Genomic DNA, 24,716 nt, shown 5'->3' with positions numbered 1-24,716 from the left:
GCAATAGCTATCTGCCATTTGAAAACAAACAGAAAACATTTACAGCACCTTTTCTTTGCGCCGGATTTTTACCGGCAGCTTGGGCATATGGTCTTTGGGCGCCTCTGCCCGGTTTCGCAGGTAGGCAGTAATATCCCGCAATTCCATGCGCACGCTGGGGCGCTCACCCTTGGTGCGCGCCATATCGGCGCGCGGCGACGGCGAGGTTGCAAAAGATCTGCTGCTGTCGGAGGAAGGCTCGGACGGACTGGCGTTCTCCGAGCCCAGCGGAAAATCCACGGCGGGTGTGTCCTCGTGGTTGGGGGCTGCATTTTCCAAATTTTGTTGCACAGCATCGACCAGTTCTGCCGTGCCGGTGTCCACGACATCCAACTGCAGTTTTTCAATAATGCGATTCGCTTTGGAAGCGTCGTCCTGCAAAATAGCGATCTCAATGTGGTCGGGATCCATCTTGTCGCGGATGGGGCAAAACAGCAGACCATGCGCTTTGGCAGCGCGGGCAAAATCGTGCATACGGTCTTTGTCTACCGTAAAAAATTTCAGCGGCTTCTGCTCTTTCAGCAAACGGATTAGGTGCGTTTTGCCGTGGGTCTTTTTGCTGTCGTGCAGCACTGCCTGTGCGAAAATAAAGAAGTTTTTCGCAGCGGTGCCGGAAATTCGCAGAGCAAACTCCGCGCCCTCCAGCGAGTAGCGGACGACCTGATCTGCGGGTTCAGAGCCGTAATTCATCTGGCATCACCGGTCTTTTCTTTGGGCGAGGGCAAGCGGCTGAACGAGTCCACGCCGGGGATGAGGGCAAGGCTGCGCCCGCAGTCCCAATCTACATGGATTTGCCCAGCGTCGTCGATACATTCCACCGTCCCCATGGAACCGGGCGGTACGGGAAATTCATCTTCCATACAGCTGAGTTGCAGCCGCGTGCCGGGCGGGTACTTGCGGTGCAGATGTTCGATGTAGTCTTTGTTGGGGTATTTCATGGGCATCTTTCCTTTCATGGTTATAGTGTCAAATCAATGTTGGGACGGCGGTCACGCGCACGTTCCTGTTCTTGTTTTTGCTGTTCAGCGCGCTCACGGCGGGCTTCGGTGAGGTGCTGCTGCACCTCGATTGAATGTTCTGCAATTTTTCGGCAGAGGCGTTCTTCTTGGCGAAGCTGCTTTAGGGCGGTGTTGACCGATTCACGCTGCGATTGTACATCATCGGTTTTGGGCAGTTGCTTACGCTTTGTCAGCAACTGCCTAATTTCTGTTTGCAGGGCTTGTCGGTGAGTTTCCAGCTGTGCCAGCGTGTTAATGTTGTTCTTAGATAAAAACTCCATCTGCCGGATGCGCTGGTCTAACTTGTAAGCATCCTGCCGCACGGCATAGCTGGAGTGGCTCGGCTTGCGGGGCAGCGCGCCCAACTCGTATAAGTATCGGTAATACAGAGCCCGCAGCCCGGTCAGCTTGCGATGGGGCTTCTTCCCTCTGTGCAGGCGGCCATGTTTGATTGTTGGTGGATTTTCCACATAAGGGTGGTAGCTTTGTGGATACAGGATGCGCGTCTGGATGGCTTCCGGTGTGTACCGCTTGCCCAGCGTTTTGAAGCGAACAAAGCGCTCCTTTCCGGGTGGGCGCAGGACGGGATACTTGCGTCCCATGCAGACCTCATATCCTTTGCGTTCCAGCACGGAAAGAAACTGCCGCCACGTAAGGCTCTGCTGAATGGCATCGTCCACATCCTGTCGGATGGCGGTGCGCCATGTGGGCTGACCATTCTTTTCTGCCATCCACTCCGCATAAGGCTTTGCTACATGATGGGAGTTTTCAGTATCGATGATCGACAACTTATATTTCCGGCAAAGTTCATCTGACGCCGCGCGGATTTCCGTCACATAGCTTTTGCCGTTGCTGTGATATTTTTTGCCGTCTATCCGGCTGACCGAATTCCAGACAATATGCGAATGGATATGCCCGGTGTTCAGGTGCGTACCGATGACATATTCATACTGCCCACCCAGCACGCGGTCTGCCAGTTCCTTTGCGATTTGGTGCGCAAGTTCCGGCGTCACTTCGCCGGCGGCAAAGCTCTGTACAAGGTGGTAACCCTGCACACCGCCCGGTTTGTGCCACTGTTCCTTGGTTTGGCGCATATCGGCAAAGGCGGTTTCCAGCGTGCAGGCATACGAGCTTTCAAAACAGGATTGCTCCGTTTTGTCACGGTTGGCGGCATAGTCGAGGGCATCCTGCAAGGATACCGCCGTGGTCTTTTCCTTGTTCATCACATACTTCACCGCCCGATCCAGACGGCGGACAGGGATTACGGATGTGTAAGCCATATTTCATAGAGCCTCCTAGTAGTTTTCTTTTATCTCGCGCCAGACTTCCTTGGCGATGCGCATCATCTCGTCCACGCTTTGCTGCCCCGCCACGCCCGTGCTGTTGGCGCGATGCGCAAGCTGGTTTGCGTTGTTGCACAAACCGGAAATTTGCCGCACAAGTTCCGCATGGTGTGTGCAGGGGCGCGGATGGATTTCTTTGCCCAAGATTAGGGAGCGCAGGTATTCCTCGCGCGAAAATCCACTTATTTTGACCTGTTCACAAAGATGGCGGTACTCGCGCTCGTTCAGCCGCAACGGGATAACATGACCGCGTCTGCGCATTGCGGGGGTTTGGGGATCACCCCAAAGGTGCGTTTGGATATCCAAACGCTATGCTTGCCAAACACGCCCCCCAGCGCCATTCATGACACAAGGTCGTCACCCTCCGAAACGGCTTTCTTCAAACCGTCCAAGGTCGTCACGATGCGGTTGTATTTCTGTGCCAAACCGATCTGCGCGTTGGTAGTTGCATCCTGATTGCGGCTGCAGACCACCAGCATCGGGCAGCGCAGCAGCTTATCCCGCACAATGGCGGTGTATTCACTGCGCTCCGCGGCATCTTCCAGCACCAAATACTGACTGTCCTGCAATTTGGGGCATACAGGCAGGTAGCCCAGCAGGTACACCTCGCGGCAATAATTGCGCAGGTGTTTGGATGTCGCGCCCTCGCTGGCGCAGATAAAAGCCCAAGGTCGTTTCATTTTCGTGTTTCCTTTCTGAATTTCGAGAGTGAATCAGATTTGATTCACTTTTCGGTATCTCTTGCAAAATAGTGAATCAGTTCTGATTCACTTCGGATTCAAGGGCAGTTTTCAGCCGTTCTGCACTGCGCCTGAAGTAGGCGTCCGACATCTCGATGCCGACAGCCTCATAGCCTTCCTGCACAGCGGCCAGCACGGTGGTTCCTGCCCCGGCAAAGGGGTCAAGGATGCGCCCGCCCGGCTCGCAGATCTGCACCACATCCCGCATAAGCTGCAAGGGCTTTTCGGTGACATGGATGCGGTTCTGCGGGTTCGGGTATCGGAACACGCCCGGCAGACACCCAACATTTCTCTCAAGCGGCATTTTGCCGTTGGACCCCCACACAATGTACTCGGACTGCTGACGAAAGCGTCCTTTCTGCGGGCGGCTGGCGACTTTATCCCACACCGCCACACCGCGCCAGGTCCAGCCCGCCCACTGCAGGGCCAGCGTCATGGCGGGCAGCTGCCGCCAATCGATGAACAGGCAGACGGGCGCGCCGGGCTTGGCAATGCGGCGGGCATCCTGCAGCCATGCCGCCGTCCAGAACATCCAACTCAGCTGATCCATTTGGTCGCTGTCAAAGTCGGGCAGCGCCTTTTCTTTGCTCATGCTGCTGTACTTCTCGTTGGTGCTGCGGTTCTTGGTGGTCTGGCTGCTGCCGCCGCTGGCATAGGGCGGGTCGGTGATGATTGCATCGAAGCTGTTCGGTTCAAACTGGCGGATAATCTGCAAGGAATCCCCGTGCAGGATCGACCAGCGGTCACCGCCGCAGTGTTCGGGCATCCGAAAATCGGGGTTGAGAATATTGCGCGTTTCGGGAGTATTCGTCAAAGGCATCCTTCTTTCTTATCGTTCAAAATCATGGGTACAGGGTTCTTTCGGAGGCGGGGTCCGGCTGGCTGTCTGCACAGAAACGCGGTCATCTTCGAGTACAAAGCAGTCCTGCGTCCTGTTGTCGAGCTTAGTGCCGGGCAGGACAACGGCATTGCCTCGGCAGACTACATTGCCGGAGATTTCGCCATATACACGGACGCTGCCGTCAATAATCGGTGCGCACAAGGTTTGCTCATCCTGCCGAATCACGGCATACCCGCAGACACAGCTTTCGCCCGTGAGCAGCCCGCCGCAAATAGCAGCATCATCTTGTGCGATGGCATGGTCGGTCATCATGGCATTATTGCCGACATAGGCATCACCTCTTGCAACAGCGTGATCTGTAAGGACTGCGTCGCCGCAGACAACTGCATTTTCACAGGCGATGGCATCCTCTGAAATCCATGCGCGACCCTCTTGGTCGAGGTTGTCATAGCTTTCCACATAGCCGCCGAGCATCCCGGCAAGGACCTCCTCGGTTAAGTCCGTCACCGCGCGGATGCGGTGCAGGTTGGGATTGTCGGGATGGGCAATGTCGGTGATTTCGTATTTTTTCATCCTCATCGTGCGTCACCTCGATTCGGTTTGTTTCTGGTTTTGGGCGTCAGTTCGGTTTCGACATACTCGGACACAATGGTCAGTGCCGCGTTATAGCTTTTGCTGGCCATGACACGGCCGCACATTTCCTTGGCCTTGTCGCTCTGTCCGGCACTCTTCAGCAGCCGGGAGGCGCGGCCCATGATGGCGAAAATGTTGCCGTCCTGCCCAATCAGCTGCATCTTGGGCTTCTTCGGACGATTCAGCAGTTTGTTGAATTCGGTCATATCCGGCACATCGCGTTTCAGTTCAAAATCGTGATCCTGCCAGAAATGGACATACAGCTTGCCGTCCTCCACACGAATATCCCTCTGTTCAAATCCCTCGCCCCAGCCGTCACTGTACTGGCCGGAGATGTAGTCGCAGAGAGCCGCCTGCTCACCCTCGTTCAAGGGTTCCCGCAACTCCACGGTCAGACACCCGCACAGCTTGTTGCCGCAAATTTTCGCAGACGGCACAGCACTTACCACCTTGCTGCGGACAGAATCGTCCTCATGGTAATACTGCATCAGGTCGCCGTTGAAATCTGCAATGTCCTTTTTCACAGCCTCATCAACAGCGTCTGCGTATTGCAGCAGGTCATGACCGTCCAGCGGGCAACCCTCATACTCGTCGTAGAACTCGTCCTCATAGTCCGATTCATTTGGGAAAAAGTCCGCAGTCAGCGGAGAATAAAATTTCATCTGCAAATCATGTCACCTCTTTCCGCCGCACAGGTCGTAGTCAATCTGTGCGGCATAGTAGTTTTCTATCGTCAGCGGCGCGTTGTAGAGCGCCGCCAGTAAGTATTGCTTGATGTTTCGGATGCGGGGCGGGTTGTCCTTGAGACAATCCAGAACATACTGGATATGTTCCGCGCCCAATTTTAGGAATCGAGATTTTACTACTTCTGCAGGCATTTCCTCACCCGAAATGCGGATAGCAGTCCGTTTGGAACAAACCACATCCAGCATCAACTCCACCAGTTCATCCAATCGCATCGTATCCATCGGGTTATTCTGCGCAAGGATCGGATACTCGATATTTTTCAGCAGCAGGGCGCGGTACTCTGCCCGCTGGTCCGCCGCGCGGATAGGATTCGATACGTTATTTGTTTCTTCTTTATTTATTTCTTTAGTATTTAATTGTGCAGGATTTTCCTGTGCAGGCTTTTCCCGTTTAGGCTCTGCCTGTTTTGGTTGGGCACACTTAGGCGCAGCTTCTTCGGAACCCTGTTCCGGGAGGTGCGGCTGCTCCAGAACCGTGTACTCCATGCCGCGCATCTGGCCGTTCTTGTCGCGGATGCGGCGGCGGATAATATAACCCGCTGCTTCTAACTCGCGCACGGTGGCACACACGCTGTCCACACCCTCTTTGCAGATGGATGCCAGCCCGCGCGTGGTATAATCCCAATCTTCAGGCAGGGACAGCATTAAAGATAAAAGCCCCTTCGCCTTGAGCGAAAGAGCCTTGTTGCGCAGATGATGGTTGGACATAATGGTATAATTTTGCGTCTTTTGTACACGGAACACAGCCATAACGATTTACCTCCTGTTTATGCCCTATAAGTGGGCGACCGAATATGTATTTTCATAATTTTCTCTCTATCGGCAAGCCACTGCGCGGTGGGCAGCAGTTCTTGCCATCAGGTTGTTTTTTGTCATATCAGCGTAATCTCCATTCTCGATGCCGGGCGGAAGGTCATGCACGGTGTAGCGGTCAGCGTAGATTTTCCGGATACCGACACTTGCCATGCGCCCTTTGGCATCGTTGTCCAGCCGCAGTTCTATCGTGGTGATCTCTGGGTGCTGCCGCAGGAACTCCTGTAAGGCCAGCGGCTCTTTGCCGGAGGATGAGACCCCACCCAGCGACAGACGGTACTTGTCCGCAGCATCGCCGCAGAGCGTCATCTCGGCCATGGCATCTATGGCGGCTTCGAACACCGCCACGGTGGTGCCGCGCTGCATCGGCGGGATGCAGAAACCGTACTGTTTCTGACTGCCGGGAGCCTCCCTCTTGAACGGTTTCCCATAGTCATAAATACCGCGCAGGGCAGCATATTTCGGCACACCCTGCGGGTCTTTGCCCAAGAAAACACAGTTGTGGTATTCTGCACTTTCGTACAGAATTTTTCTCTCAATACAGTATCGGATGGTAAGCAGAGACACACCTCTTCCCAGCAAATACCGCGTTACACGGTCATTATTCAGCGCGGGGTTCGGCAGACGGAACGGCGGGCGCTCGCGCTCCACCGCCTCATGCTGCACTGGGATGTACATCGGGCTTTCCTCACACAGCAGCTGCACCGCCTCCACAAACGGTACACCTTCCACATAAATCAAATATTTCAGCGCCGACTTGCCGCCTATGTCGCGGCTTTTCCAGTGCCACACACTGGATTCGCCGTTGATTTTGAAGCTGTCGTGTTCTGCTAGTTGATATTCACCCCGCGCACTGCTTTTTACCAGCGAGCCGGGTCTATACCGCCGCAGAAATTCTATTGCCGTCATCCGGTTGGCGGCATGGATTTGTTCCTTGCTGACGCGCGGCAATTACACAATGTAAGCGGCGAGGTCGCTCATATGTTCAACATTTTCCCACGGAAAATCCTCGCGTCCGAAGTGACCGCCCGCCGCCGTGCGGTTGTAAATGGGGTTCAGCAGGTTCAACTGCTTGATGATGCCCGCAGGGGTCAGGTCATACGCCTTGCGCACCGCGGCAGCCAAACAGTCATCCTCGCAGATGCCGGTGCCGAACGTATTCACATCCACCATGACAGGGTCTTTTTCCCCGATGGCATACGCCAGCGTGACCTGACAACGATTAGCAAGATGGGCGGCGACCATGTTTTTGGCAATGTACCGCGCCATATATGCGCCGCTGCGGTCTACCTTGGTGGCATCCTTGCCGCTGAACGCACCGCCGCCGTGGGGTGCAAATGTGCCGTAGCTGTCCACCACGAGCTTGCGCCCGGTCAAGCCGGTATCGGCATCCGGGCCGCCCTGCACAAATTTGCCGCTGGGGTTCAGGATGATTTCCGCATCGTCGGCGGGCATACCGTCAAAGGCCAGCGGGAACACATATTCGTCCAGCAGATCCGCCAGCTTATTGATGTCGGTGTCCTCCTTGTGCTGGACAGAAACGATCACTGTGGTGATGCGCACAGGCGTGTCGCCGTTGTATTCCATCGTGACCTGCACCTTGCCGTCCGGGCCGATGTCGGGGATAACGCCGGTCATGCGGGAGATTTCCAGCAGTGTCACAAGGCGCTGGGCGGCAACCACCGGCATCGGCAGGTATTCGGGCGTTTCGTTGCAGGCGTAGCCGACCATAACGCCCTGATCGCCTGCACCGAGGGTATCCTCATCCTCTCCCTCAGCCAATTCCGGCTCGACAGCGCCCGCAATGTCGGGGCTTTGGTCGTGGATGTAGCAGTCAATTTGGTAGCCCTTCGGGTCATAGCCGACATCCCGCAGGGTGTCGCGGACGATGTTGAACACGTCGGGCTTGGCCGAGGTCGTGATTTCGCCCGCCACAATGATGTGACCGTGGGTTGCCATGACCTCACAGGCCACGCGGCTGGCGGGGTCATGCTGCAGACAGGCGTCCAGCACGCTGTCGGCAATGAGGTCGCACAGCTTGTCAGGATGCCCGCGCATGACGGATTCGGCAGTGTAAAAACGGGGATGCTCGTTTTCTTTTATGGTTTCGGTGTTTTCAAAAATGTCGTTCATAGGTTCTTCTCCTTGCTTGTTGGATGATTTCGGACAAAGGAAAAAGCCCGCAGGCGGGCTGCGGGCGAAAAGGATCGTATTCATATCAGCGCTCCGGGGATTCTTTTGTTTTGGGTGGTGGAGCCATAACGCGGGTATATTCTTCCGGCGTGGTGTGTTCCACACACAGGGTCTTGCCCAACAGGAAAAACAGCTGCGGATCGTGGTACATTTCCCCGTAGTGCTTCATCTGCTTGGGCGTAAGGTCGGTAAAGTCGTCGCGGGTCAGACCGCAGACGAAAAATGTGCCATGGATGATGTCATAGTCACCCAGCATACGGTTCAGCGGCAGGTTTTCTGCAATGCCGTTGTCATTACAGACGATACAGGCGCTATCCCGCCAAGGGTACACGGCCTGAATGGTGCCGCCGACAACTGCCTGCTCGGCTTCAAGGGTATGCTCAATGTCGGCTTCGCGGGGGTACTTTCCGGGTTCAACGATCAGAACTTTCATCGGCGTCCTCCTCATCAGAAGTTTCTTTCAGCGCATTTCTCTGCTTGACGGTCAACAGCACGATACCTGTTGCAGACGCAAGCGAGACAAACACAATAGCCAGCAGCGGAAAACCATCTCCTGTCTGCGGGAGGGTCTGCACCTTGCGTGGCGTAATAACCGGCGTGGGCGCAGGAGTTGGCGCCGGGATTGCGGCGGGTGTCGGCTGCGGTGTGGGCGCAGGGGTCGGTGTGGGCGTGTCCTCGCGGGGCGTGGCTTCGTCTATCATCTGGATCAGGCGTTTGTCGGTGCGCACCCATTCGGCATCGGCGTTTTCGCGGACGAACAGAGAAATCACATCATCCACAGATTGCAACTTGAACTGCACCGATTCGGCAATTTCAAAGCCAGCCGGGGCGGCATCCTCGGTCAGGGTGTAGATGTACTCCTTGGTTTCGCCTGACAGCTTGAGGAAATCATTTGAAATGGGAACACGATGCGTTTTGTAGTCGGTTGTCCAAGTGTCGACGACCTCATCATTCGCATCACGGATCGTCAGCGTAGCCCACGGCAGCAGATTGCCTGCAATGTCCGTTTTGTCGATATCCAGCACCGGTGCGTCCTGCATGATGACGGTGGCCTCATCGCGTTTTACCCAATCATCGTCGGATTTCACATAGACCATATTGCTTTGTTCGTTGCCATCCTGCACCAGCTTGAACACGATGCTTTCGGCTTCGGCGTAGCCATCCGGGGCGCACTTCTCCGTTAGCGTGTACTCTTTTTTCAGTTCCAACCCGCGCACGGTGTGCGGCGTTTTACCGGAGGTCCAGCCCTCTACCAAATTGCCGTCTGCATCACGGATTTCCAGCTTTGCACCGGGCAGTTCCTTGCCGTTGGTGATATCCTGCTTGGAAATATTCACGGTGGTGCGCAGGTTGGTGTTTGTACCGTTCACGACCTGCCACGCGATTTGCTGACCCTCATAGGTGAACTCTACATCCACCGGGGTACTGTCCAGCAGGTAACCCGCAGGGGCTGCAACTTCCACAATGCGGTATCTGCCGCTGTTGCCGGAGTCGGGATAGCTTTCAGAACGGATGGGAACATTCACATCGAACCACGCGAAACCGTTGGCATTGGTGGCGCTGCCGGTGGCCAAATTTGTACCGGCGTCCAGCAGCTTTGTACCGTCTGCGGAATAAATGTCATCCACGGTGTAGAGTTCATACACCGCACCGGGCAGATAGGTCAGCACCTCTCGGTCCTGCTTGTAAATGCCTACACCGATTTTGCTGACCTTATCGCCGGGCTTTTCGGGCGTGGGCAGCACCCGCGCATTTTCAAACACGAGCGTCTGCCCATTCTTGTGGGCATCCGAGGCATCCCTGACATTCACTATGCTGTACGAACATTCCTTGTCGCCGTCCTGCTCGTGGCTGACAATAGTTTTTGCCAGCACAATGTCATTTTTCTGGTTGTCCCAGCCAAATTCCACAGTGTAGCTCTGCTGGGTCAGCACAAAACCATACGGCGCTTTGACCTCGGTAATGATGTACTTGCCCAGCGGCAGGGTCACGGTGACTTCGCCTTTAGTGCCATTATGGCTGACAGTGAGGAAATCGTAGGTAGCCTGTGTGCGGGTGGGGCTGAATTTTACTTCGTCCACCTGACCCTCCGCACCAGTGGTAACGGTGGCGACAAGGTCACCGTCCTTATACCAGTAGGTGCCTTGGCGGTCGGGTGTGACAATGTCGGCTGCAGCGTGAATTTCGTACACCGCGCCTGTGAGGTTGTCCTGCGTGTAGATGAACTGTCCATCTTGGTAGTCGGTCAGCACATTGCCCAGCTTACGAATGGTAAGCTGACCGAGGGTCTCGTGGTTGCAGTATTTCTCCGTGACGATGTACTCGTCCATGTCGTTGGTAGCATTGCCCACGACTTGCCAGACGCGGGCAGACTTGATTTCAAACTCCACCGAGTAGGCAGGATCGTTATAGTACCCTTCCGGACCTTGCAATTCTTCAATCAAATATCTGCCAAGCGGAAGTTTTTCGGGTGTTTTCATAAGACCGTCTGCATCGGTGTAGAACACATCCGTTTTCTTGCTGGCGCTGCCGCTGGCAGGGTCGATCATGGAAATGCGGGTCTTATTACCCTTGTCATCTAATTTGTACAAGGCAAAAGAGGTGTTGGCGATTTTGACCGCTTTGCCGGTTTCTGTATCGGTCTTGATGAGTTGCAAGTAACCCTCTAATTCTTCGTCCAGAATGTTGTAGGTCATGTAGTCGTTGCTGGCGGTGGTGACGCTGCCCGCAGGAATCGTGAATCGGCTCTGCGGGCTGTTGGCGTCCACTGTCACGATGAACGGATCACACTGGAACACATCCTTGGGGATGGTGGTTTCCACGACAAGGTATTGCCCATAGGGCAAGCCTTCCACGCGGAAAATGCCCTCGTCGTTCGTGAACATTTCTCCCAGCCTATACTCGGCGGGCTGATCCGTGGGCATCCAGCCGTTGCCCCTGCCGTTGGCGTAGTCGCCGTCTGCGGTCAAGGTCGCGTTATAGGCGTTGACCGTGTCGGTGTTGTTCTCGAACATATTGGCGATGGCTTGCCCCTCGGCGCGGAAATCGTATTTTAGTGTTGCGTTATCGTAATTGTCTTTGCGGTAGGCGGACAGGATGCTGGCGGCATCGTAGCTGCCATCCGGATTCTGCTTGAACTGCGCCGCCTTGCTCAATTTGGAAATACGATAGACAGTAAAGCCCGCACCCTCTAATTTCAGTGCCGGGCTTGGCTGACCGGTGGTCGAAACCAACTTTTGCAAACTAAAACCAGATTTCAGCACTTCGTCTTGACTTTCCTGCCCGGCGTGGATGTGGTAGGCGGACTCGTCTGCGTAGGTCAGCGTTTTGTAGTGGTTGACCTCGTCGCAGAGGTAGCCTTTGGCGTGGGATAGATAATAGCCATCCCACGCCTTGCTGCCGTTCAGCTTGCGGCTTTCGGCTACTGCAGAATACTGGTTTTTGTAGATGTAGTCGGTGTACTCTTCGTTTTCCCGCGCCAAATCGCTGTATTTTCCGGTGCGTTCCAGTTTCTTATTAAGCTGTGGGTACTTTCCAGTAATGTACAGTTTTCCGTTGCCATCTATGGGCAGAACAAGCCCTGTGCCACGTTCCACAAGGTAATATCTGCCCATATACAGGTTGGCAAACGCCAGTTTGCCATCAGTGATTTTTGCAGAGGCTACCAGCCGGTCTTTCTGCAAAATGGGCAGGTAATCGGTATCCCAACCGCCGTTGGTAAGGACAGTGGTGTGCCAAAGGGATGTGCCGTTGGCATCGGTGATTTTGGAGTAATCCACCACACCCGAAACACCGTCCGGGTGTTCAATCGTGTCAGCGGCGTACAGATCGTACACAGCACCTTCCAGCGTGGTATCTCCGTTGCTGCCCGCAGCCAGATACCGCGCGGCGTCCAAGTCCACTTTTGTCAGCAGAATATTGCCGAGGACACGGTCGTTCTGCATCTTGTCGGCATTGGCGTGCATGGTGTAGGAATCTTCGTTGTTGGCAATGCCCGTGGGGTCTGTGGCGTAGGTCTTATCTGCCTTGCGGCTGCCAAAGGTAATGGTGACCACGCCCTCGCCGGTGTCGATGAGCGTGCCGCCGCTGTTGGTCGTGGTGATGTCGGCGTTATAATCGGCGTTCCCCAGCCAAATCGTCTGGGCGTCCAATGATTTGGTAATTTCAAAGGCATACGCCCGCTTGCCCAGCACGGAACCGGCTGTACCGGGAGCGTTTACATCCGACCAGTCACCATAGTACCCACTGGGTGCGCGGCTTTCCACGATGACAAACTTGCCCTCGTTGCGCTGGGTGTAGAATAAATCATCCAAACCGCCCGCATAGTCGCTGTGGTTGATGACCTTGTAAGTGCCATCTGCTTGGCGCTCGACTTTGTACCGGTTGTACCCGCCTGCCGGAATATAGCACTGCCGAACGGTATCCCACTCGAAAATGGCGAACTCGGCATCCCCGTGAATCTGCTGTTTGGTCTCGCTGTCGATTTTATCAATCGACACCTTTACAGACCATTCATCGTTCTGCATCTGGTAGTCGTTGCTGCTGTTGGCGGGAACAGTAATCAACTGGTGGCTACCCAAAGCGCCGGGCGTGGAATCAAAGCCGTGAGGGATGGTGATTTCATCGTAGCTAAACGTAATATTTGCAAGCTGTGCCCGCGCCGAGGCGATGGCGGCATCTACCATACCTTGTGCTTCGTTTTTTAGTTGGTTGATGGCTGCATTTTTGGCAGCCTCGGCAGCAGCATCCGCTTCAGCCTGGCTGGTGAACGGTCCTTCCTGCCCGCTGAGTGTGCTGGTGCTGGTCTTGGACACCTCATAATGTACTGTCCATGTAGCAGAACCATCGCCGCCGTCCAAATGGTAGTTATTATCCTGCGTGTGACCGCTGGTGGTGATAGTCTGCGATCCGGCAGGAGTCATCTGCCAGCTGCCGCCATCCACGCTGCCACTTGTCCGGCTGGGCGTGACGGTAATGACCGCCCCGTCCACCTTTTCCAGCGTGTTCAGCTGGTACTTGTCGGTGTTGACAGTGAATGTCAGATCAAAGCTGCCGCCGGCAGTCTGGGCGGGAGCCTGCCAGTTGGCATAGTACTCCTGCGGCACGGGTTCCGGCTCCGGTTCTTCTCCCTCGATGGCGGGACCAATCAAGGCGACCGTCTGCCACCCACTGGCGGCGGGTTGATAAATGTAGGTGTAATATCCCGCTTCGGCGGTATAGGTCTGCACCCCGTTCAACAGTTCCTCTGCCGATTCCCGGTAAAGCGCAGCCGCCCGGCTGTCGGGGTAGTGCTGCATAATATACAGCTGCAGATCGTCGTAAATCATTTCGCAAAAATCCGAGACAGAGGGTTCCTCCTCTTCTTCCGCGCAAAAAACAGCGGGAAAATCACCGTCCTCGTCCAGAGAAAGCTGGTTCAGCCCGCCCCAAATGCGAATCTGGTTGCCGTAATGGTCACCGGGGATGCACTGGTCTGCGCCCACCGTGGAGGTGTGGGAATAGCTGTACGGCGGGCAGCCGTTGGGCTGACCGTTGGCGCCGTGGGTGCAGCAGTAGGCAGGTTCGCCGTTAAACCAAATCAACCATGTGGCGTTGACTTTTGCCACCTTGGTGATGCGCCCGCTTGTCACAGACGGGGTGGGGCGTCCTGCGTAAGGTGCAACCCCCATATCCGCAAACGGAGGGGCTGCCGTGCTGCTGCGGTCAATTACGACATTCAGATTTTGGGTCAGCGCATTACCGTCCGGGGCAGTGTAGACAAGCTGCGCCGTGAAATCACCGTCGGTCAGCAGATACAGCCCTGTGGCAGCGGCAGAGGTTTCCGCATACTCGCTGTGCAGAACGGTTGTGTCCTGCGTTGGCTCGCCGTAATAGTCCAGCAGCGTGACATTTTCGGGCAGCAGCACATCGGTTCGGGAACCGTCTGCTGGGTATTCAACCTGCGCCATAAGCGGCACAATGGCATAGTCGGTATCCCCGGTCAAGGGTACGGTCACGGTTTTGTCGCCGCTGTTCAGGGCATCCGGGTCAAGGTGGCTGTCCTGCTCCAACTGACCGTCCGCCCACAGCGACAGGCTGATTTTTGTCTGCCCTGTCGCAACCGGAAGCCCCTCGCTGCCGATGTAGGACCCGGCAGGTGCATCCGGCAGGTCGGCGTACAAAACCGCCGCGTCCGGGTCAAGGGCTGCCGTCTGCGCAGTTTCGGGGGTTGCTGCGGCATCCTCTGCAAAGGCGGGCAGCGCTGCGCCCAGATTTGTGAGCGCAATTCCACCCGCCAGCAGCAGCGACAAGCCCTGCTTTATTCTGTGTTTGTTCTTCATACGAATTTCTCCTTTTGTTGCAAAAGAAAAAGCCCGCTGCGGGGTGCAGCGGGCGGGGTTAGCGTTCGGGAGTGTGTTTCTTAGGGGCAGGCGCGGCTCTGGCCTTGTAGGCTTTTCTGTATTTTTCGTCAGCATCATAGAACTGCTGCGGAGAAATACCGGCATCCAGACACCCCTGCAAAACAACCGCATTGTAGCGGCTGCTGACCGGGAGCAACTGGTCGCGGTACGGTGCGTTCATGGTGTAAACCATAATTTCGTGCGGTGCGCCGTCTGCATCCGTGACCGTCAGGGTCTCCTTATCATAGAATGTCGGGTAACCCTCGTAACAGTCAAGCTGGGATTCGTCATGGTCGGTGATCGACCAGATCAGCCCTTCGACGGTTGCGCCCTCTTTGGGCAAAATCGTCAGGTAGCCGCGCCGGAACGCCAGCTCATAGCCGTCCAGCTTGGCGATACCCACGGCGGTTGCCTCCGGGCAGCGGTAAGCCATCTGCTCAAAATTCAGATTAGAGCCATAGGCAAAATATTCTTTTCGGGACATTTCTTCTCCTATCTGGCCTCGTCAGTGCGGAGCCTTGCTTGGTTGCTGGGATATAGCGACTTATCGTGCCGCCACGCCTTGTCACCGGGCAGGTTCTTCAGCAGGTGCATCCGCACATTTTTGTACTCCGGACCGATGAGTCCCAGCCGCAGCAGAAAGGTGCGGAAGGTGAACGCCGGATTATCCCCGATGGGCGTTTTTCGGAACTGCGTGTACTTCTGGTTGATGCCCTGCGCCGAGATCGCCATAGCCAGAACAATATTGGCTTTGACCTCGCCTGCATGCAGCGTGGAGTTGAACAACCGCCATTCGACCGTGCCGTGATAAAACACAGAGTGTAAATTACAGGCATGATATCGAGATTGGTCGAAGTGATAGTCACTCCCGTCCCGCCCGCGATACCAGCGATCCTTCAGTTGATCCATACTTGCACCGCTGGGCAGCTTGCGGATTTCTTCCAGAATCGGCTCATCCACCGCCTGACAGTAACTGTCGATGCGGGCAGGGTTGACTTTGAGTGCTGCAAATAGAATGTCCTCTTTGGAATACATGATGGACAGCACATTTTTGAGGCTCTGTGGCGTGTGCTTGCTTGCATCCACATGGACGTGCATACCGCAGGATGAATTGACCTTTCCGCCTGCACGGCGCAGTGCGCGGACAACCTCCTGCAGCTTTTCCATTTCAGCGTATTCCAGCTTGGGGGAGTTCAACTCAACTTTATACTCGCCCGAAGTAGAGGAGCGCAAATATCCTTCCGGGTGAATGCTGCCGTCCCGGACGATTTTCCACTCTTTACCGTCCAAATCTTTGACGCGGTAGGCATCGTAGCCGCCGCCGGAATGCTCGGCGCGGGTGCCAAACAGGTCGGCCAGCGTTTGGGCTGCCGTGGCGCGGTTTATCCCGGTCAGTTCAATTTCGCAGCCGAAATACTGGTCTTTGAAATCAAGGGGCGTTTTGCTCACCCCGCAGTTCTGCGTCCATGGCGGCAATGCGGCGGCCGATGGCCTCGATTACATTGACCGTCACGCCGTTTCCGGCCTGCTTGTAGGCTTGGTTATCGCTCTGGATGGCAAGCACCGTGTCGATGCGGTCATCTGCCCAGCCCTGCAGCCGCAGACATTCGCACGGTGTCAGACGGCGGATGCGCCCCTCACACAGAACGCCGGAGGATTCCCCGCGATGCGTTCGGATACCGTTGCCGACTCTGGCGTTTACGCACCGCGCGACCTCTGTGATTTTCGGGTCGGGGTTCAGGTCGATAAAATTCAGCGTACCCTGTCGGCAGCCGGTGGTGAGGGTGTGGGCAATTTGCTTGCCCACCCGCCCGCGCCGAGTATTGACAGTGGAGTAGCTCAGGTCAATGCTGTCACCGACCTGTGCCAACTGGTAGCCGGTCTTGGTGGCGCACTTGATCGGCACGCCCACCTCATACAGCCCGGTTTTGCCACCGAAGCCACCCGGATCAGCAGCCGGCGTACAACTCAGTCCTTCGGGGGAGTAGACTCGCTCTCCTTGGTGCCCGCCGTGGGTTTGAATAAGAGAACTTCCTGCTGTTTCGGTGAAAGGAAATACTTTTCCTCGGCATCGCTCATCAAGATATCCGATAATGTACACACGCTTTCTTGACTGCGGGACGCCAAAATCTTTGCTGTTAAGACATTGCCATTCGACAGCATACCCCAGTCTGTCCAGCGTATTGAGGATGGTCGCAAATGTCCGCCCGCCGTCATGGTTAAGCAGTCCGGGTACGTTTTCAAACAGCAGATACGGAGGCTTCCGGGCTTCAGCCAACCGGGCAAGCTCAAAGAAGAGAGTGCCTCGCGGATCACCAAATCCTTTTCGGGAGCCTGCAATGCTGAAAGTCTGGCAAGGAAATCCGCCGCAGAGTAACTGGAAATCGGGCATGGCGCTGGGGTCGGCTTTTCGGGCATCTTCAATGAACCACTCTCCCTTCGTGTCAAACAGGGCGTTGTAACTGCGGTTGGCGTATTTGTCGATTTCGCAGTGCCCTACGCATTCAAATCCTCCGGCACGGGTCAGCCCTTCGCGGAAACCGCCGATGCCGGAGAACATATCCACGAACTTGATCAAGGGCACAACTCCCGATGGGGATGTTTGCCGGATCTGCGAAGGTGCTTAATAGGCGCCCCTCATCAAAAACAAAAGCAGCCCGTCACAGGCTGCACCAAACAAGATTTTTTTACCATTCATAATGTATAAACCTCCTTTTGCCTTCTGCTTTTCTACCTATTATTAAAACATTGGAATCACCCCCTACAGTGAATTCAGGAAATCGAGCGCAGAGTCTGGTATAGCATTCGCTGGCGGTGGGCTTGGAACAGCGTTGGTTATGTTGACTGCCTGCAATTCCTCCCGCACAACCTTGCGGATGCTTTTTTCCAGCCTATCTGTCTGCTCTGCCTCAAGGATGCTCTGCACCAGAAACTCCTTGCGGCGAACTGACGGCATCTGCTGCAGCAACGCCCATGCGCGGCGGTGCTGCGGGTCGTTTAGGTTCGGACGGAAAACATACTGCGGGCGTTTCATACCTCGCTTTTACGGCGCGACACGGCGGTCAACGCGCGTTCGAACCCTACTGCGTTCACCTTATCGTCCAGTAGAAAAATCGTCTTACAAAGCCCGTCTTTTGGGCTGAGGTTGCGGCTCACCACCGATGCGCCGCCGCCCAGCAACACGGCGGGGATAGCGTGCAGGTCGAAGCCGGCTTCCATCGTGGCAGACAGCAGATGCTCTGTGTACTTGTGCCCCTGCTGATTCACAATGCCACGCACCACATCGCTGACCGTGCAGGGGTGACCCGCCAGCATATTTTCGATTTGGGCATCCGTGAGGGACAGCCCGGTTTCGCGCCGCACCTGCTCCCGGATGTCATCTACGCAGCGGATCATGCCGAGTTCCAAGCTGTGGGCAGTGTCAGCTACAGGAATAGCGTTGTCGATGCGCATGAGATCCACCGTCCAGCCGCCCAAATCCATAAGGAGCATGGACGGTTCGTCCTGCAAAAGCCCTACTTCGGTCATAAGGGCGGCGTAGCCTTGGGGGAAGATGGCAACTTCTTCGATGGTAATGCTGTACTCCACGCCCTCGAACTTGTAGTTCACAGGCTGGTTGCTTCGCAGCAGATAATCTCTGAACTTGGGTTTGTCGCGCCCGAAACTGGTCAGCGGCAGCCCCGCCGCAATGCGCACAGAACATTCGGGCGGCAAGCCGCGTTGCTGAATCTCCTTTGCGATAGCTGCCAGTGTCAGCAGGTAGTAGTTGTCGTTTACGGTCTTGTCCCGCTGGATAGGCTGCCGCCCGGAGCCACAAACAAAAAAGCACCCGCCAAACTCTAAGAGTCCTTGGCGGGTGTAGGGTTCGTGTTCTCCGTAGCTTGTCAGTCCTGCCGGGAACGAGCAGTGGGCTGTTTTGATGGCGTAGTAGCCGTGGTCGATGCCGATAATGATGCTCATAGTGAAAATCCTCCTTATTATAATAGGTATAAAATAGAAAATCTGAAAACAAACGGAAAACTGCCGAAAAAAACGAAAAATCCCCGCAGCCAACGGCTACAGGGAAATTGAAAACATTCTGAAAACAGCAGAAAAAAGTTGAAATTTTTGCTGAAAAACTGCAAAATCGGGCGGCAGGGGAGGGAAGACTCGCCCCAAAGCGCCCGACAAAAAAGCCCAACCGCTTTAAAACGGTTGGACATCTCTAAAAAATGTGCTTCAAAAATGACTCGTCGATTTTGCTGTTTTTGCACGATACAACAAAGAAAAAAGCCCATGACATCTTTTTTGTCATGGGCTTATGGCGGAAAGAAAGGGATTCGAACCCTTGAGGGCTTTAGGGGCCCTACACGATTTCCAGTCGTGCGCCTTAGACCAGCTCAGCCATCTTTCCACATATTCACTTGCGCCGTCAACTGACTGCATGGGTTATTATAGCAAAGAACATGTCGAATGTCAAGCGATTTTTCAAAATATTTTTCCTGTATTTTTTGTCCACCGAGTTTTCAAAATTTGTTCATATCTCTAAATTTTCACCGTCCCCTTGCAAACCGCATCGATCCGTGCTAAAACTAGAGTGGTTTTATAGAAGGAGATGACTGTATGTATACAATTTTTCGTGATTTAGCGATCATTATTCTCAGCGCCAAGTTCTTCGGCCTCGTAGCGCGCAAGTTTGCCGCACCGCAGGTCGTTGGCGAGATTCTGGCCGGTCTGCTCATCGGGCCGTGCATGCTGAACCTTGTGCAGGGCAGCGACGCCCTTTCCACCTTTGCGGAGATCGGCGTTGTTCTGCTGATGTTCACCACAGGCCTCGGCACCAACATCAAGGAGCTGCTCAAGGCAGGCCCCATCGCCACCTTTATCGCCTGTGTGGGTGTGTTTGTGCCGCTGGTCGGCGGCACGCTGCTGTACAGCGCTTTCTACGGCTTTGCCGCGGTCGGCACGCCGGAGTTTTTCCGTGCCCTGTTCATCGGCACCATCATGACAGCCACCAGCGTGTCCATCACGGTGGCGACCCTGCAGGAGCTGGGGCACCTCAAGAGCTTCCTCGGCACCACCATCGTCAGTGCGGCAGTCATTGACGACGTCATCGGCATCATCGTACTGACCTGCGTTATCGGTGCCAGCTCCGGCGAAGGCTCCAGCCTCGGCGGTGTGCTGCTGGACACGGTGCTGTTCTTCCTGGTCGCCATCGGCATCGGCTTTGTCATCCACTATGTCATGAAGTGGCTGGACGCCCGCAACCCGCACACCCAGCGCATCACCATCGTCAGCCTGGCGTTCTGCTTTGCCATGGCCTACCTGGCTGAACAGTATTTCGGCATTGCCGACATCACCGGCGCCTACATTGCCGGCATCGTGCTGTGCACCATGTCCGATGCCCCCTATGTTGAGCGCCGTGTTGACATCAGCAACTACGTCATCTTTGCCCCTGTGTTCTTTGCCAGCATCGGCCTGAAAACCGATATCAGCGGCCTGACCCCCGAAATTCTGCTGTTCAGCGTCTGCTTTGTTGTGGTTGCGCTGGCCACCAAGGTCATCGGCTGCGGCGTGGCCGCCAAGATTTGCCGCTTCGAGTGGGGCGATGCCCTCAAGGTCGGCGTGGGCATGATGACCCGCGGCGAGGTTGCCCTGATCGTGGCCAAAAAGGGCCTGGAGGTCGGCGTGGTAGACTCGGTCTACTTTACCGCCGTCATCCTGCTGATCGTGGTTTCCAGCGTTGCCACCCCGCTGGTACTGAAAACGCTGTTTGCCAAAATGCCGCCGATCCCGCACCCCAGCCAAGTCAAGTAAAACAAAAGCGACTGCCAAAAGGCAGTCGCTTTCTTTTATAATAGGCAGGGAATTACAGCACCACGTCGCCGTGGGTAACAAAGCCGCCCAACTCCTGCGCGTTGGACAAGCCCATCGCAAACGCCTTGCTGCGCATCGCGGCGTAAAACTCCGCCTCCGTAGCATTGATGTAAGGCGCCAGGAAGAAGGTGCCGATTCCCATTGTGATCCCGCACAGCAGATACCAGCCGATAAAGCTGAGCATCAGCACAAAGTAGTTCCACTTTTCGCCCTCCATGATCGCCTTGCTCAGTTCCATGGCGCGGCGGGGGGTCATATAGGGGTTTTCTGCCAGCAGGAAGGGCACCAGCGTGTAGCAGTAGCTCCAATAGATGCCGGGGATCACCAGCAGGCTGCCCAGTGCGATCTTCAGCCGGGTCAAAAAGCCGACCTTAACGACATTCAGATACGGGGTGCGAAAAATGCCTGTCACCGTGCCGAAGGGGGCAAGGGCCTGACGGCTTTCCATAAAATAGCGGGCAAGACCCACGTTCAGCGGTCCGAGCACAAAAATCTGCCACAAACAGCTCAGCACAAACACCAGCAGCGCAATGCCCAGAATCAGCGCCAGCGTTTCGTCCGGCATACCGTACATAAAGCTGTAATCGTACCCACCTCGGACGGTGTCCACATTGTTTTTTACGGTAAATACCCCGCCCGAAGCCAGGCTTACCAGCAGGCACACCCAGAACCCGCGCCAGTACCGCCCGCTTAACGCGCTGCGGGCATTGGTTTTCAGCAGTTGTCTTGTCCACATAGATATCCCTCCGTTTTCAGCAAGATTTTTGCTGTTTTTCTTTATTATAACAGAATCGTGCAAAATGTAAAGCGGGTTTTGCGCCAAACCGACGGCGGTTTGGCAAATCCCGGCTTTTGGAAAATTTTTGATTTTTTTGTAAAAAACGCTTGACTTTTTGGTGCAATCGGGCTATAATAAAACACGTCGTCAGGGCAAGCCCTGCGGCAAACAGAATATGCGGATGTGGCGGAACTGGCAGACGCGCTAGATTCAGGTTCTAGTTCCCTTAAAAGAGTGTGGGTTCAAATCCCTTCATCCGCACCATGACGAATGTTCTTACAGCATTTAGCTGTCAAAGAACATTCGTCATTTTTTATTTGCTAAATAGCGACATCACAGGGGGCGTAGTTCACAACTACGCCTTTTCTTGTATTCACCGACACATCGGGTGTCGGCAAAGGAAGTGCGCTTGGAATCTCGATGGTGCCCACGCAGTTGTAGTGAATGCGGAGCCGCTGCTCCCATACACCGTTGACCTTTTCTGCATTGAACACTTCGATTTTTTCCACCAGTTCGTTCAGCATCCGGGGTGTCAGCTTTTTCGCTCTGGTGTACTTGCGAACCAGACTGATGAACATATCCGTTGTCATAGTACGGCTGCTCTGCTTTTCGATTTCGGAGCGGAGCTGTTTGATTTTCTCGGTCAGCTCCTTTTGCTCGTCCTCATATCTCCGGGACATTCTGGAAAAGCGTTCGTCAGAGATTTTGCCGGAAACATTGTCCTCATAGATGCGCTCAAAGAGGCCGTCCAGTTCTTCATCACGGGCAAGGAGTGCTTTCAACTCTTTCTCTTTCAGCTTGCGGTCGGCTTCGTCCGCCTGCTGGGAGTGCCCGATAACAGCTTTCAGAAAGTCGTCCTCGTAGAGGCTGGCAAACTTGGTCAGCCGCCGAATCTCGCCCAGCACCACTTCTTCCAGAAAGTCTACACGGATGTAGTGGGTGGATTGGCAGGTGCCACGGTTGCCCTTGTAGTTGGAGCAGTTGAAATACTTGATTTCCGGGTTGCCCTGATTGAAGTGGAAGTGCAGATTGCAGCCGCAGTCTGCGCAGACAAGCAGGCCGGAGAACATATTGTGTTCTCCGTTGCTGGTACGGCGTTTGCGCATCTTTCCGCGCTTCTGCTGTACCTGTTCAAACACGGCACGTTCAATAATGGGTTCGTGAACATCTTGGAACACTACCCAATTTTCCGGGTCGTTATGAATCCGCTTTTTGTTCTTGTAGGACTTGGAGTAGGTTTTGAAGTTCAGAATATCCCCGCAATACTCCTGCTGATACAGAAGATGGGTAATCGTGGAGCCATTCCACTTGGTAGCGGGCCGCGTTTTGCTCTTTCCGGGACGGCCGATGCCTTTCTGAATCCAGTAGGCCTGCGGCGTCAGGATGCCTTCCTTTTCAAACTGGGTGGCAATCTGTTCCGTACCAAAGCCCTCCAACGTCATATCAAAAATGCGCCGGACAACTTGTGCAGCTTCTTCATCAATGACCCAATGCTTGGGATTGTTCGGGTCCTTGATATATCCATAGGGAGGAAGTCCCATCGGTTCGCCGGAGTTGCCTTTGATTTTATTACTGATACGGCGTTTCTTGCTGATGTCACGGGCGTACCACTCATTGAACAGATTTCGGATGGGTGCCAGTTCATTTTCTCCCTCGGCCGTGTCGATGTTGTCCGAAACGGCAACAAGTCGGATGTCATGGTCTGGGAAAAATTCTTCTGTCAGCCGCCCGACCTCGATATAGTTTCGGCCCAGACGGGAAAGGTCTTTGACGAACACAGCGGAGGCTTTCCCTTGTTCAAGCTGCTGCATCATTTCAACGAAACCGGGACGGTTCATGGTCACGCCGGAAATGCCATCATCCAGAAAGTGAACCAGATTGGTATAGCCTTTTTCCTTTGCAACTTTGGTGAGCAGCTTCTTTTGGTTGCCGATGCTGTAACTCTCGCCCTCCAAATTATCATCACGGGAAAGACGCTCATAGAGAAAAGCGGTTGCTTCACGGGATTTCTTGTTACTCGACTGTTTCATACTCGCTCCTTTCTTGGGACAGTCGAATAGCAAATTCACTTGTACACCTATATTATAACACAATCCGCTTTCTCTGTCCGCTGCCTCCCGAAAGGTCATTATAATTTTTCGCTTTCGGATTTCATCAGCCGGAGAAGAACTTCTCCTAAGGTCTGGGAGCTTTCTTCTTTGAACACCGGCTCAACGATAAAGGAGCGATTGCCAATACGATAAGTTGAATCCAGAGTAAGTATCTCTGGATTTTTTGTTTTTTCAGGGTTTGTCTTTTTCGCTTGCATCGTAAAATCCCCTTTCTTAAAAATCAAAAAATGAGCCAACGGACGGCTGCTGGCAGCAGCCCACGGGAATCTCACCCCTGCATTCCTCATGCAGCCCTACTCATTGCCTGCGACGCTCTGAACGCTCGGACTTTGACGGTAAGGGAGTATCAGCCTGCCTGTATGTCATGGCCCGCAAGCAGCCGCGCTTGCATTGCGGCGTGGTGGTGATCGCTCCACTTTTCAGAGAAAAGCATCGTGGCGCACCCGCCGTCCGGCTCGATACAGACAGCAACGTATCCGTTTGCCCTATGATGCACCGCCGTTGTCCTGCGGGCATATTTTTCAAGGTGCTTCCCGAAACGTGGAAAGGGTCAGACCGTTTCGGCTTTGGTTACAATAGAAGAAATCAGTTTGATTTCCAGATGGCGTTTCATGTACTCGTCTATGCACACATGAGGCTGACCGTGCTTGTCATAGAAAATGCCTGTACAGAGCTTGATGATATAGCCTCTGTAATGTCGCAAAACCTGTTCAACTGCATCGGGGTCCCCAGCGCAGGCAGAGCGAATCACCGAGAGCGGTAAAAACTCTCTGCTCGTGTGTTCATAGGAATTCATTTACGCCTAACCTCCCTCCGGCAAGTGCGCCTTTAGCTTTTTTTGCAGCTCGTTCAGCGTTTTTGTCCGGTGGCGCTGTACAGCACTCCGGGACATTCCCATGAGGTCGCCAATCTCGCCATCGCCCAGTTCCAGAACGCAAAACAGAATCAGAATGCTTTGTTCTTGCTTTGGCAGAGCGGCAAACGCATTGGCAACAAGTTCATTGTCGATGTGCAGATCACAGCCGTAGGATGAAAATACAAATTCTTCACTTGGATAATGGTCTACACTCGTGAGCTGCCCCAGTTCTTCCAACGAAAGAACGCTGAATGACTTTTCACGGTCAAGCAGACGTTTCTTATTTCGGTGATAGTTCCGGGCCTCATTTCGCAGCACCGCTTTGCAGAACGCATCGAATCGGTACTGTTCGCCATCGTTGCGAGGGATAGCTTCCATCTTCTCACCCC

The 24,716-nt window shown here is 54.6% G+C and carries 24 protein-coding genes and 2 tRNA genes; 2 read left to right on the top strand and 24 right to left on the bottom strand.

Features of this window, described 5'->3' with window-relative positions:
* Positions 1–39: 39 nt before the first annotated feature.
* From Q0I19_RS00235 to Q0I19_RS00145, 19 genes are all read right to left on the bottom strand, one after another.
* Positions 40–729, bottom strand: a complete 690-nt coding sequence (locus Q0I19_RS00235; RefSeq protein WP_294760663.1) for a PcfB family protein — start codon at positions 727–729, stop codon at positions 40–42.
* On the bottom strand, positions 726–977 hold the full coding sequence (locus Q0I19_RS00230) for a DUF4314 domain-containing protein (protein ID WP_294760664.1): 252 nt from the start codon (positions 975–977) through the stop codon (positions 726–728). Before Q0I19_RS00230 ends, Q0I19_RS00235 begins: the two co-directional genes overlap by 4 nt.
* A 20-nt stretch (positions 978–997) precedes the next feature.
* Complete coding sequence (locus tag Q0I19_RS00225; RefSeq protein ID WP_294760667.1) at positions 998–2,317, bottom strand: relaxase/mobilization nuclease domain-containing protein; 1,320 nt, start codon at positions 2,315–2,317, stop codon at positions 998–1,000.
* A 15-nt stretch (positions 2,318–2,332) separates the two neighbouring features.
* Entirely contained in the window at positions 2,333–2,641 is a 309-nt protein-coding gene (locus tag Q0I19_RS00220; protein WP_294760704.1) for a MobC family plasmid mobilization relaxosome protein, read from the bottom strand.
* Between the two features lie 80 nt (positions 2,642–2,721).
* Entirely contained in the window at positions 2,722–3,060 is a 339-nt protein-coding gene (locus Q0I19_RS00215) for a hypothetical protein (protein WP_294760669.1), read from the bottom strand.
* Positions 3,061–3,136: 76 nt separating this feature from the next.
* The gene (locus Q0I19_RS00210; RefSeq protein ID WP_366012180.1) at positions 3,137–3,886 is read right to left on the bottom strand and encodes a site-specific DNA-methyltransferase; all 750 of its coding nucleotides are present in this window, start codon (positions 3,884–3,886) and stop codon (positions 3,137–3,139) included.
* Positions 3,887–3,949: 63 nt separating this feature from the next.
* A complete protein-coding gene (locus Q0I19_RS00205; RefSeq protein ID WP_294760672.1) occupies positions 3,950–4,534 on the bottom strand; it encodes a hypothetical protein in 585 nt (194 codons plus the stop codon).
* A 2-nt stretch (positions 4,535–4,536) separates the two neighbouring features.
* Entirely contained in the window at positions 4,537–5,256 is a 720-nt protein-coding gene (locus tag Q0I19_RS00200) for a hypothetical protein (RefSeq protein ID WP_294760705.1), read from the bottom strand.
* Between the two features lie 12 nt (positions 5,257–5,268).
* Positions 5,269–6,090 (bottom strand): DUF6017 domain-containing protein, encoded by an 822-nt coding sequence (locus Q0I19_RS00195; protein WP_294760674.1) that lies wholly within the window; start codon positions 6,088–6,090, stop codon positions 5,269–5,271.
* Between the two features lie 66 nt (positions 6,091–6,156).
* A complete protein-coding gene (locus Q0I19_RS00190; protein WP_366012103.1) occupies positions 6,157–7,062 on the bottom strand; it encodes a DUF3991 and TOPRIM domain-containing protein in 906 nt (301 codons plus the stop codon).
* A gap of 42 nt (positions 7,063–7,104) precedes the next feature.
* Positions 7,105–8,286, bottom strand: a complete 1,182-nt coding sequence (metK, locus tag Q0I19_RS00185; RefSeq protein WP_294760677.1) for a methionine adenosyltransferase — start codon at positions 8,284–8,286, stop codon at positions 7,105–7,107.
* Positions 8,287–8,371: 85 nt separating this feature from the next.
* The gene (locus Q0I19_RS00180; RefSeq protein WP_294760678.1) at positions 8,372–8,779 is read right to left on the bottom strand and encodes a DUF3846 domain-containing protein; all 408 of its coding nucleotides are present in this window, start codon (positions 8,777–8,779) and stop codon (positions 8,372–8,374) included.
* Positions 8,760–14,666 (bottom strand): SpaA isopeptide-forming pilin-related protein, encoded by a 5,907-nt coding sequence (locus Q0I19_RS00175; protein ID WP_296023120.1) that lies wholly within the window; start codon positions 14,664–14,666, stop codon positions 8,760–8,762. The genes Q0I19_RS00180 and Q0I19_RS00175 overlap by 20 nt, the downstream gene beginning before the upstream one ends.
* 58 nt (positions 14,667–14,724) lie before the next feature.
* Positions 14,725–15,210 carry a gamma-glutamylcyclotransferase family protein gene (locus Q0I19_RS00170; protein WP_294760681.1) on the bottom strand — a complete coding sequence of 162 codons (486 nt, stop codon included), beginning with the start codon at positions 15,208–15,210 and terminating at the stop codon, positions 14,725–14,727.
* Positions 15,211–15,218: 8 nt separating this feature from the next.
* Positions 15,219–16,175: an amidoligase family protein gene (locus tag Q0I19_RS00165; RefSeq protein ID WP_294760684.1), complete on the bottom strand. Its 957-nt coding sequence runs from the start codon at positions 16,173–16,175 to the stop codon at positions 15,219–15,221.
* Complete coding sequence (gene dcm, locus Q0I19_RS00160; RefSeq protein WP_294760707.1) at positions 16,156–17,286, bottom strand: DNA (cytosine-5-)-methyltransferase; 1,131 nt, start codon at positions 17,284–17,286, stop codon at positions 16,156–16,158. The genes Q0I19_RS00165 and dcm overlap by 20 nt, the downstream gene beginning before the upstream one ends.
* Positions 17,287–17,487: 201 nt before the next feature.
* Complete coding sequence (locus tag Q0I19_RS00155; protein ID WP_294760685.1) at positions 17,488–17,760, bottom strand: plasmid segregation centromere-binding protein ParR; 273 nt, start codon at positions 17,758–17,760, stop codon at positions 17,488–17,490.
* Positions 17,757–18,686 carry a ParM/StbA family protein gene (locus tag Q0I19_RS00150; RefSeq protein ID WP_294760686.1) on the bottom strand — a complete coding sequence of 310 codons (930 nt, stop codon included), beginning with the start codon at positions 18,684–18,686 and terminating at the stop codon, positions 17,757–17,759. The genes Q0I19_RS00155 and Q0I19_RS00150 overlap by 4 nt, the downstream gene beginning before the upstream one ends.
* A 341-nt stretch (positions 18,687–19,027) precedes the next feature.
* Positions 19,028–19,119, bottom strand: a tRNA-Ser gene (locus Q0I19_RS00145).
* Positions 19,120–19,328: 209 nt separating this feature from the next.
* On the opposite strand from Q0I19_RS00145, the gene Q0I19_RS00140 reads away from it, so the two are divergent.
* Positions 19,329–20,522 carry a cation:proton antiporter gene (locus Q0I19_RS00140; RefSeq protein WP_294760688.1) on the top strand — a complete coding sequence of 398 codons (1,194 nt, stop codon included), beginning with the start codon at positions 19,329–19,331 and terminating at the stop codon, positions 20,520–20,522.
* Positions 20,523–20,574: 52 nt separating this feature from the next.
* Here the strand turns inward: Q0I19_RS00140 and Q0I19_RS00135 are convergent, their stop codons facing one another.
* On the bottom strand, positions 20,575–21,318 hold the full coding sequence (locus Q0I19_RS00135; RefSeq protein WP_294760690.1) for a DUF975 family protein: 744 nt from the start codon (positions 21,316–21,318) through the stop codon (positions 20,575–20,577).
* A 219-nt stretch (positions 21,319–21,537) separates the two neighbouring features.
* Here Q0I19_RS00135 and Q0I19_RS00130 point away from each other — a divergent pair.
* A tRNA-Leu gene (locus Q0I19_RS00130) sits at positions 21,538–21,624 on the top strand.
* 56 nt (positions 21,625–21,680) lie between these two features.
* Here the strand turns inward: Q0I19_RS00130 and Q0I19_RS00125 are convergent.
* The 4 genes from Q0I19_RS00125 to Q0I19_RS00110 form a co-directional block, all read right to left on the bottom strand.
* A complete protein-coding gene (locus Q0I19_RS00125; RefSeq protein ID WP_294760692.1) occupies positions 21,681–23,390 on the bottom strand; it encodes a recombinase family protein in 1,710 nt (569 codons plus the stop codon).
* Between the two features lie 98 nt (positions 23,391–23,488).
* A complete protein-coding gene (locus tag Q0I19_RS00120) occupies positions 23,489–23,758 on the bottom strand; it encodes a hypothetical protein (RefSeq protein WP_296023116.1) in 270 nt (89 codons plus the stop codon).
* 263 nt (positions 23,759–24,021) lie between these two features.
* Complete coding sequence (locus Q0I19_RS00115) at positions 24,022–24,267, bottom strand: helix-turn-helix domain-containing protein (protein ID WP_005927545.1); 246 nt, start codon at positions 24,265–24,267, stop codon at positions 24,022–24,024.
* 6 nt (positions 24,268–24,273) lie between these two features.
* On the bottom strand, positions 24,274–24,705 hold the full coding sequence (locus Q0I19_RS00110; RefSeq protein ID WP_097771745.1) for a sigma-70 family RNA polymerase sigma factor: 432 nt from the start codon (positions 24,703–24,705) through the stop codon (positions 24,274–24,276).
* Positions 24,706–24,716: the final 11 nt, after the last annotated feature.

The sequence above is a fragment of the uncultured Gemmiger sp. genome (genome assembly GCF_934561205.1).
Taxonomy (GTDB): Bacteria; Bacillota; Clostridia; order Oscillospirales; family Ruminococcaceae; genus Gemmiger.
The sequence above is the reverse complement of the archived record's forward strand: the minus strand, read 5'-3'. Positions and strand labels throughout refer to the sequence as shown.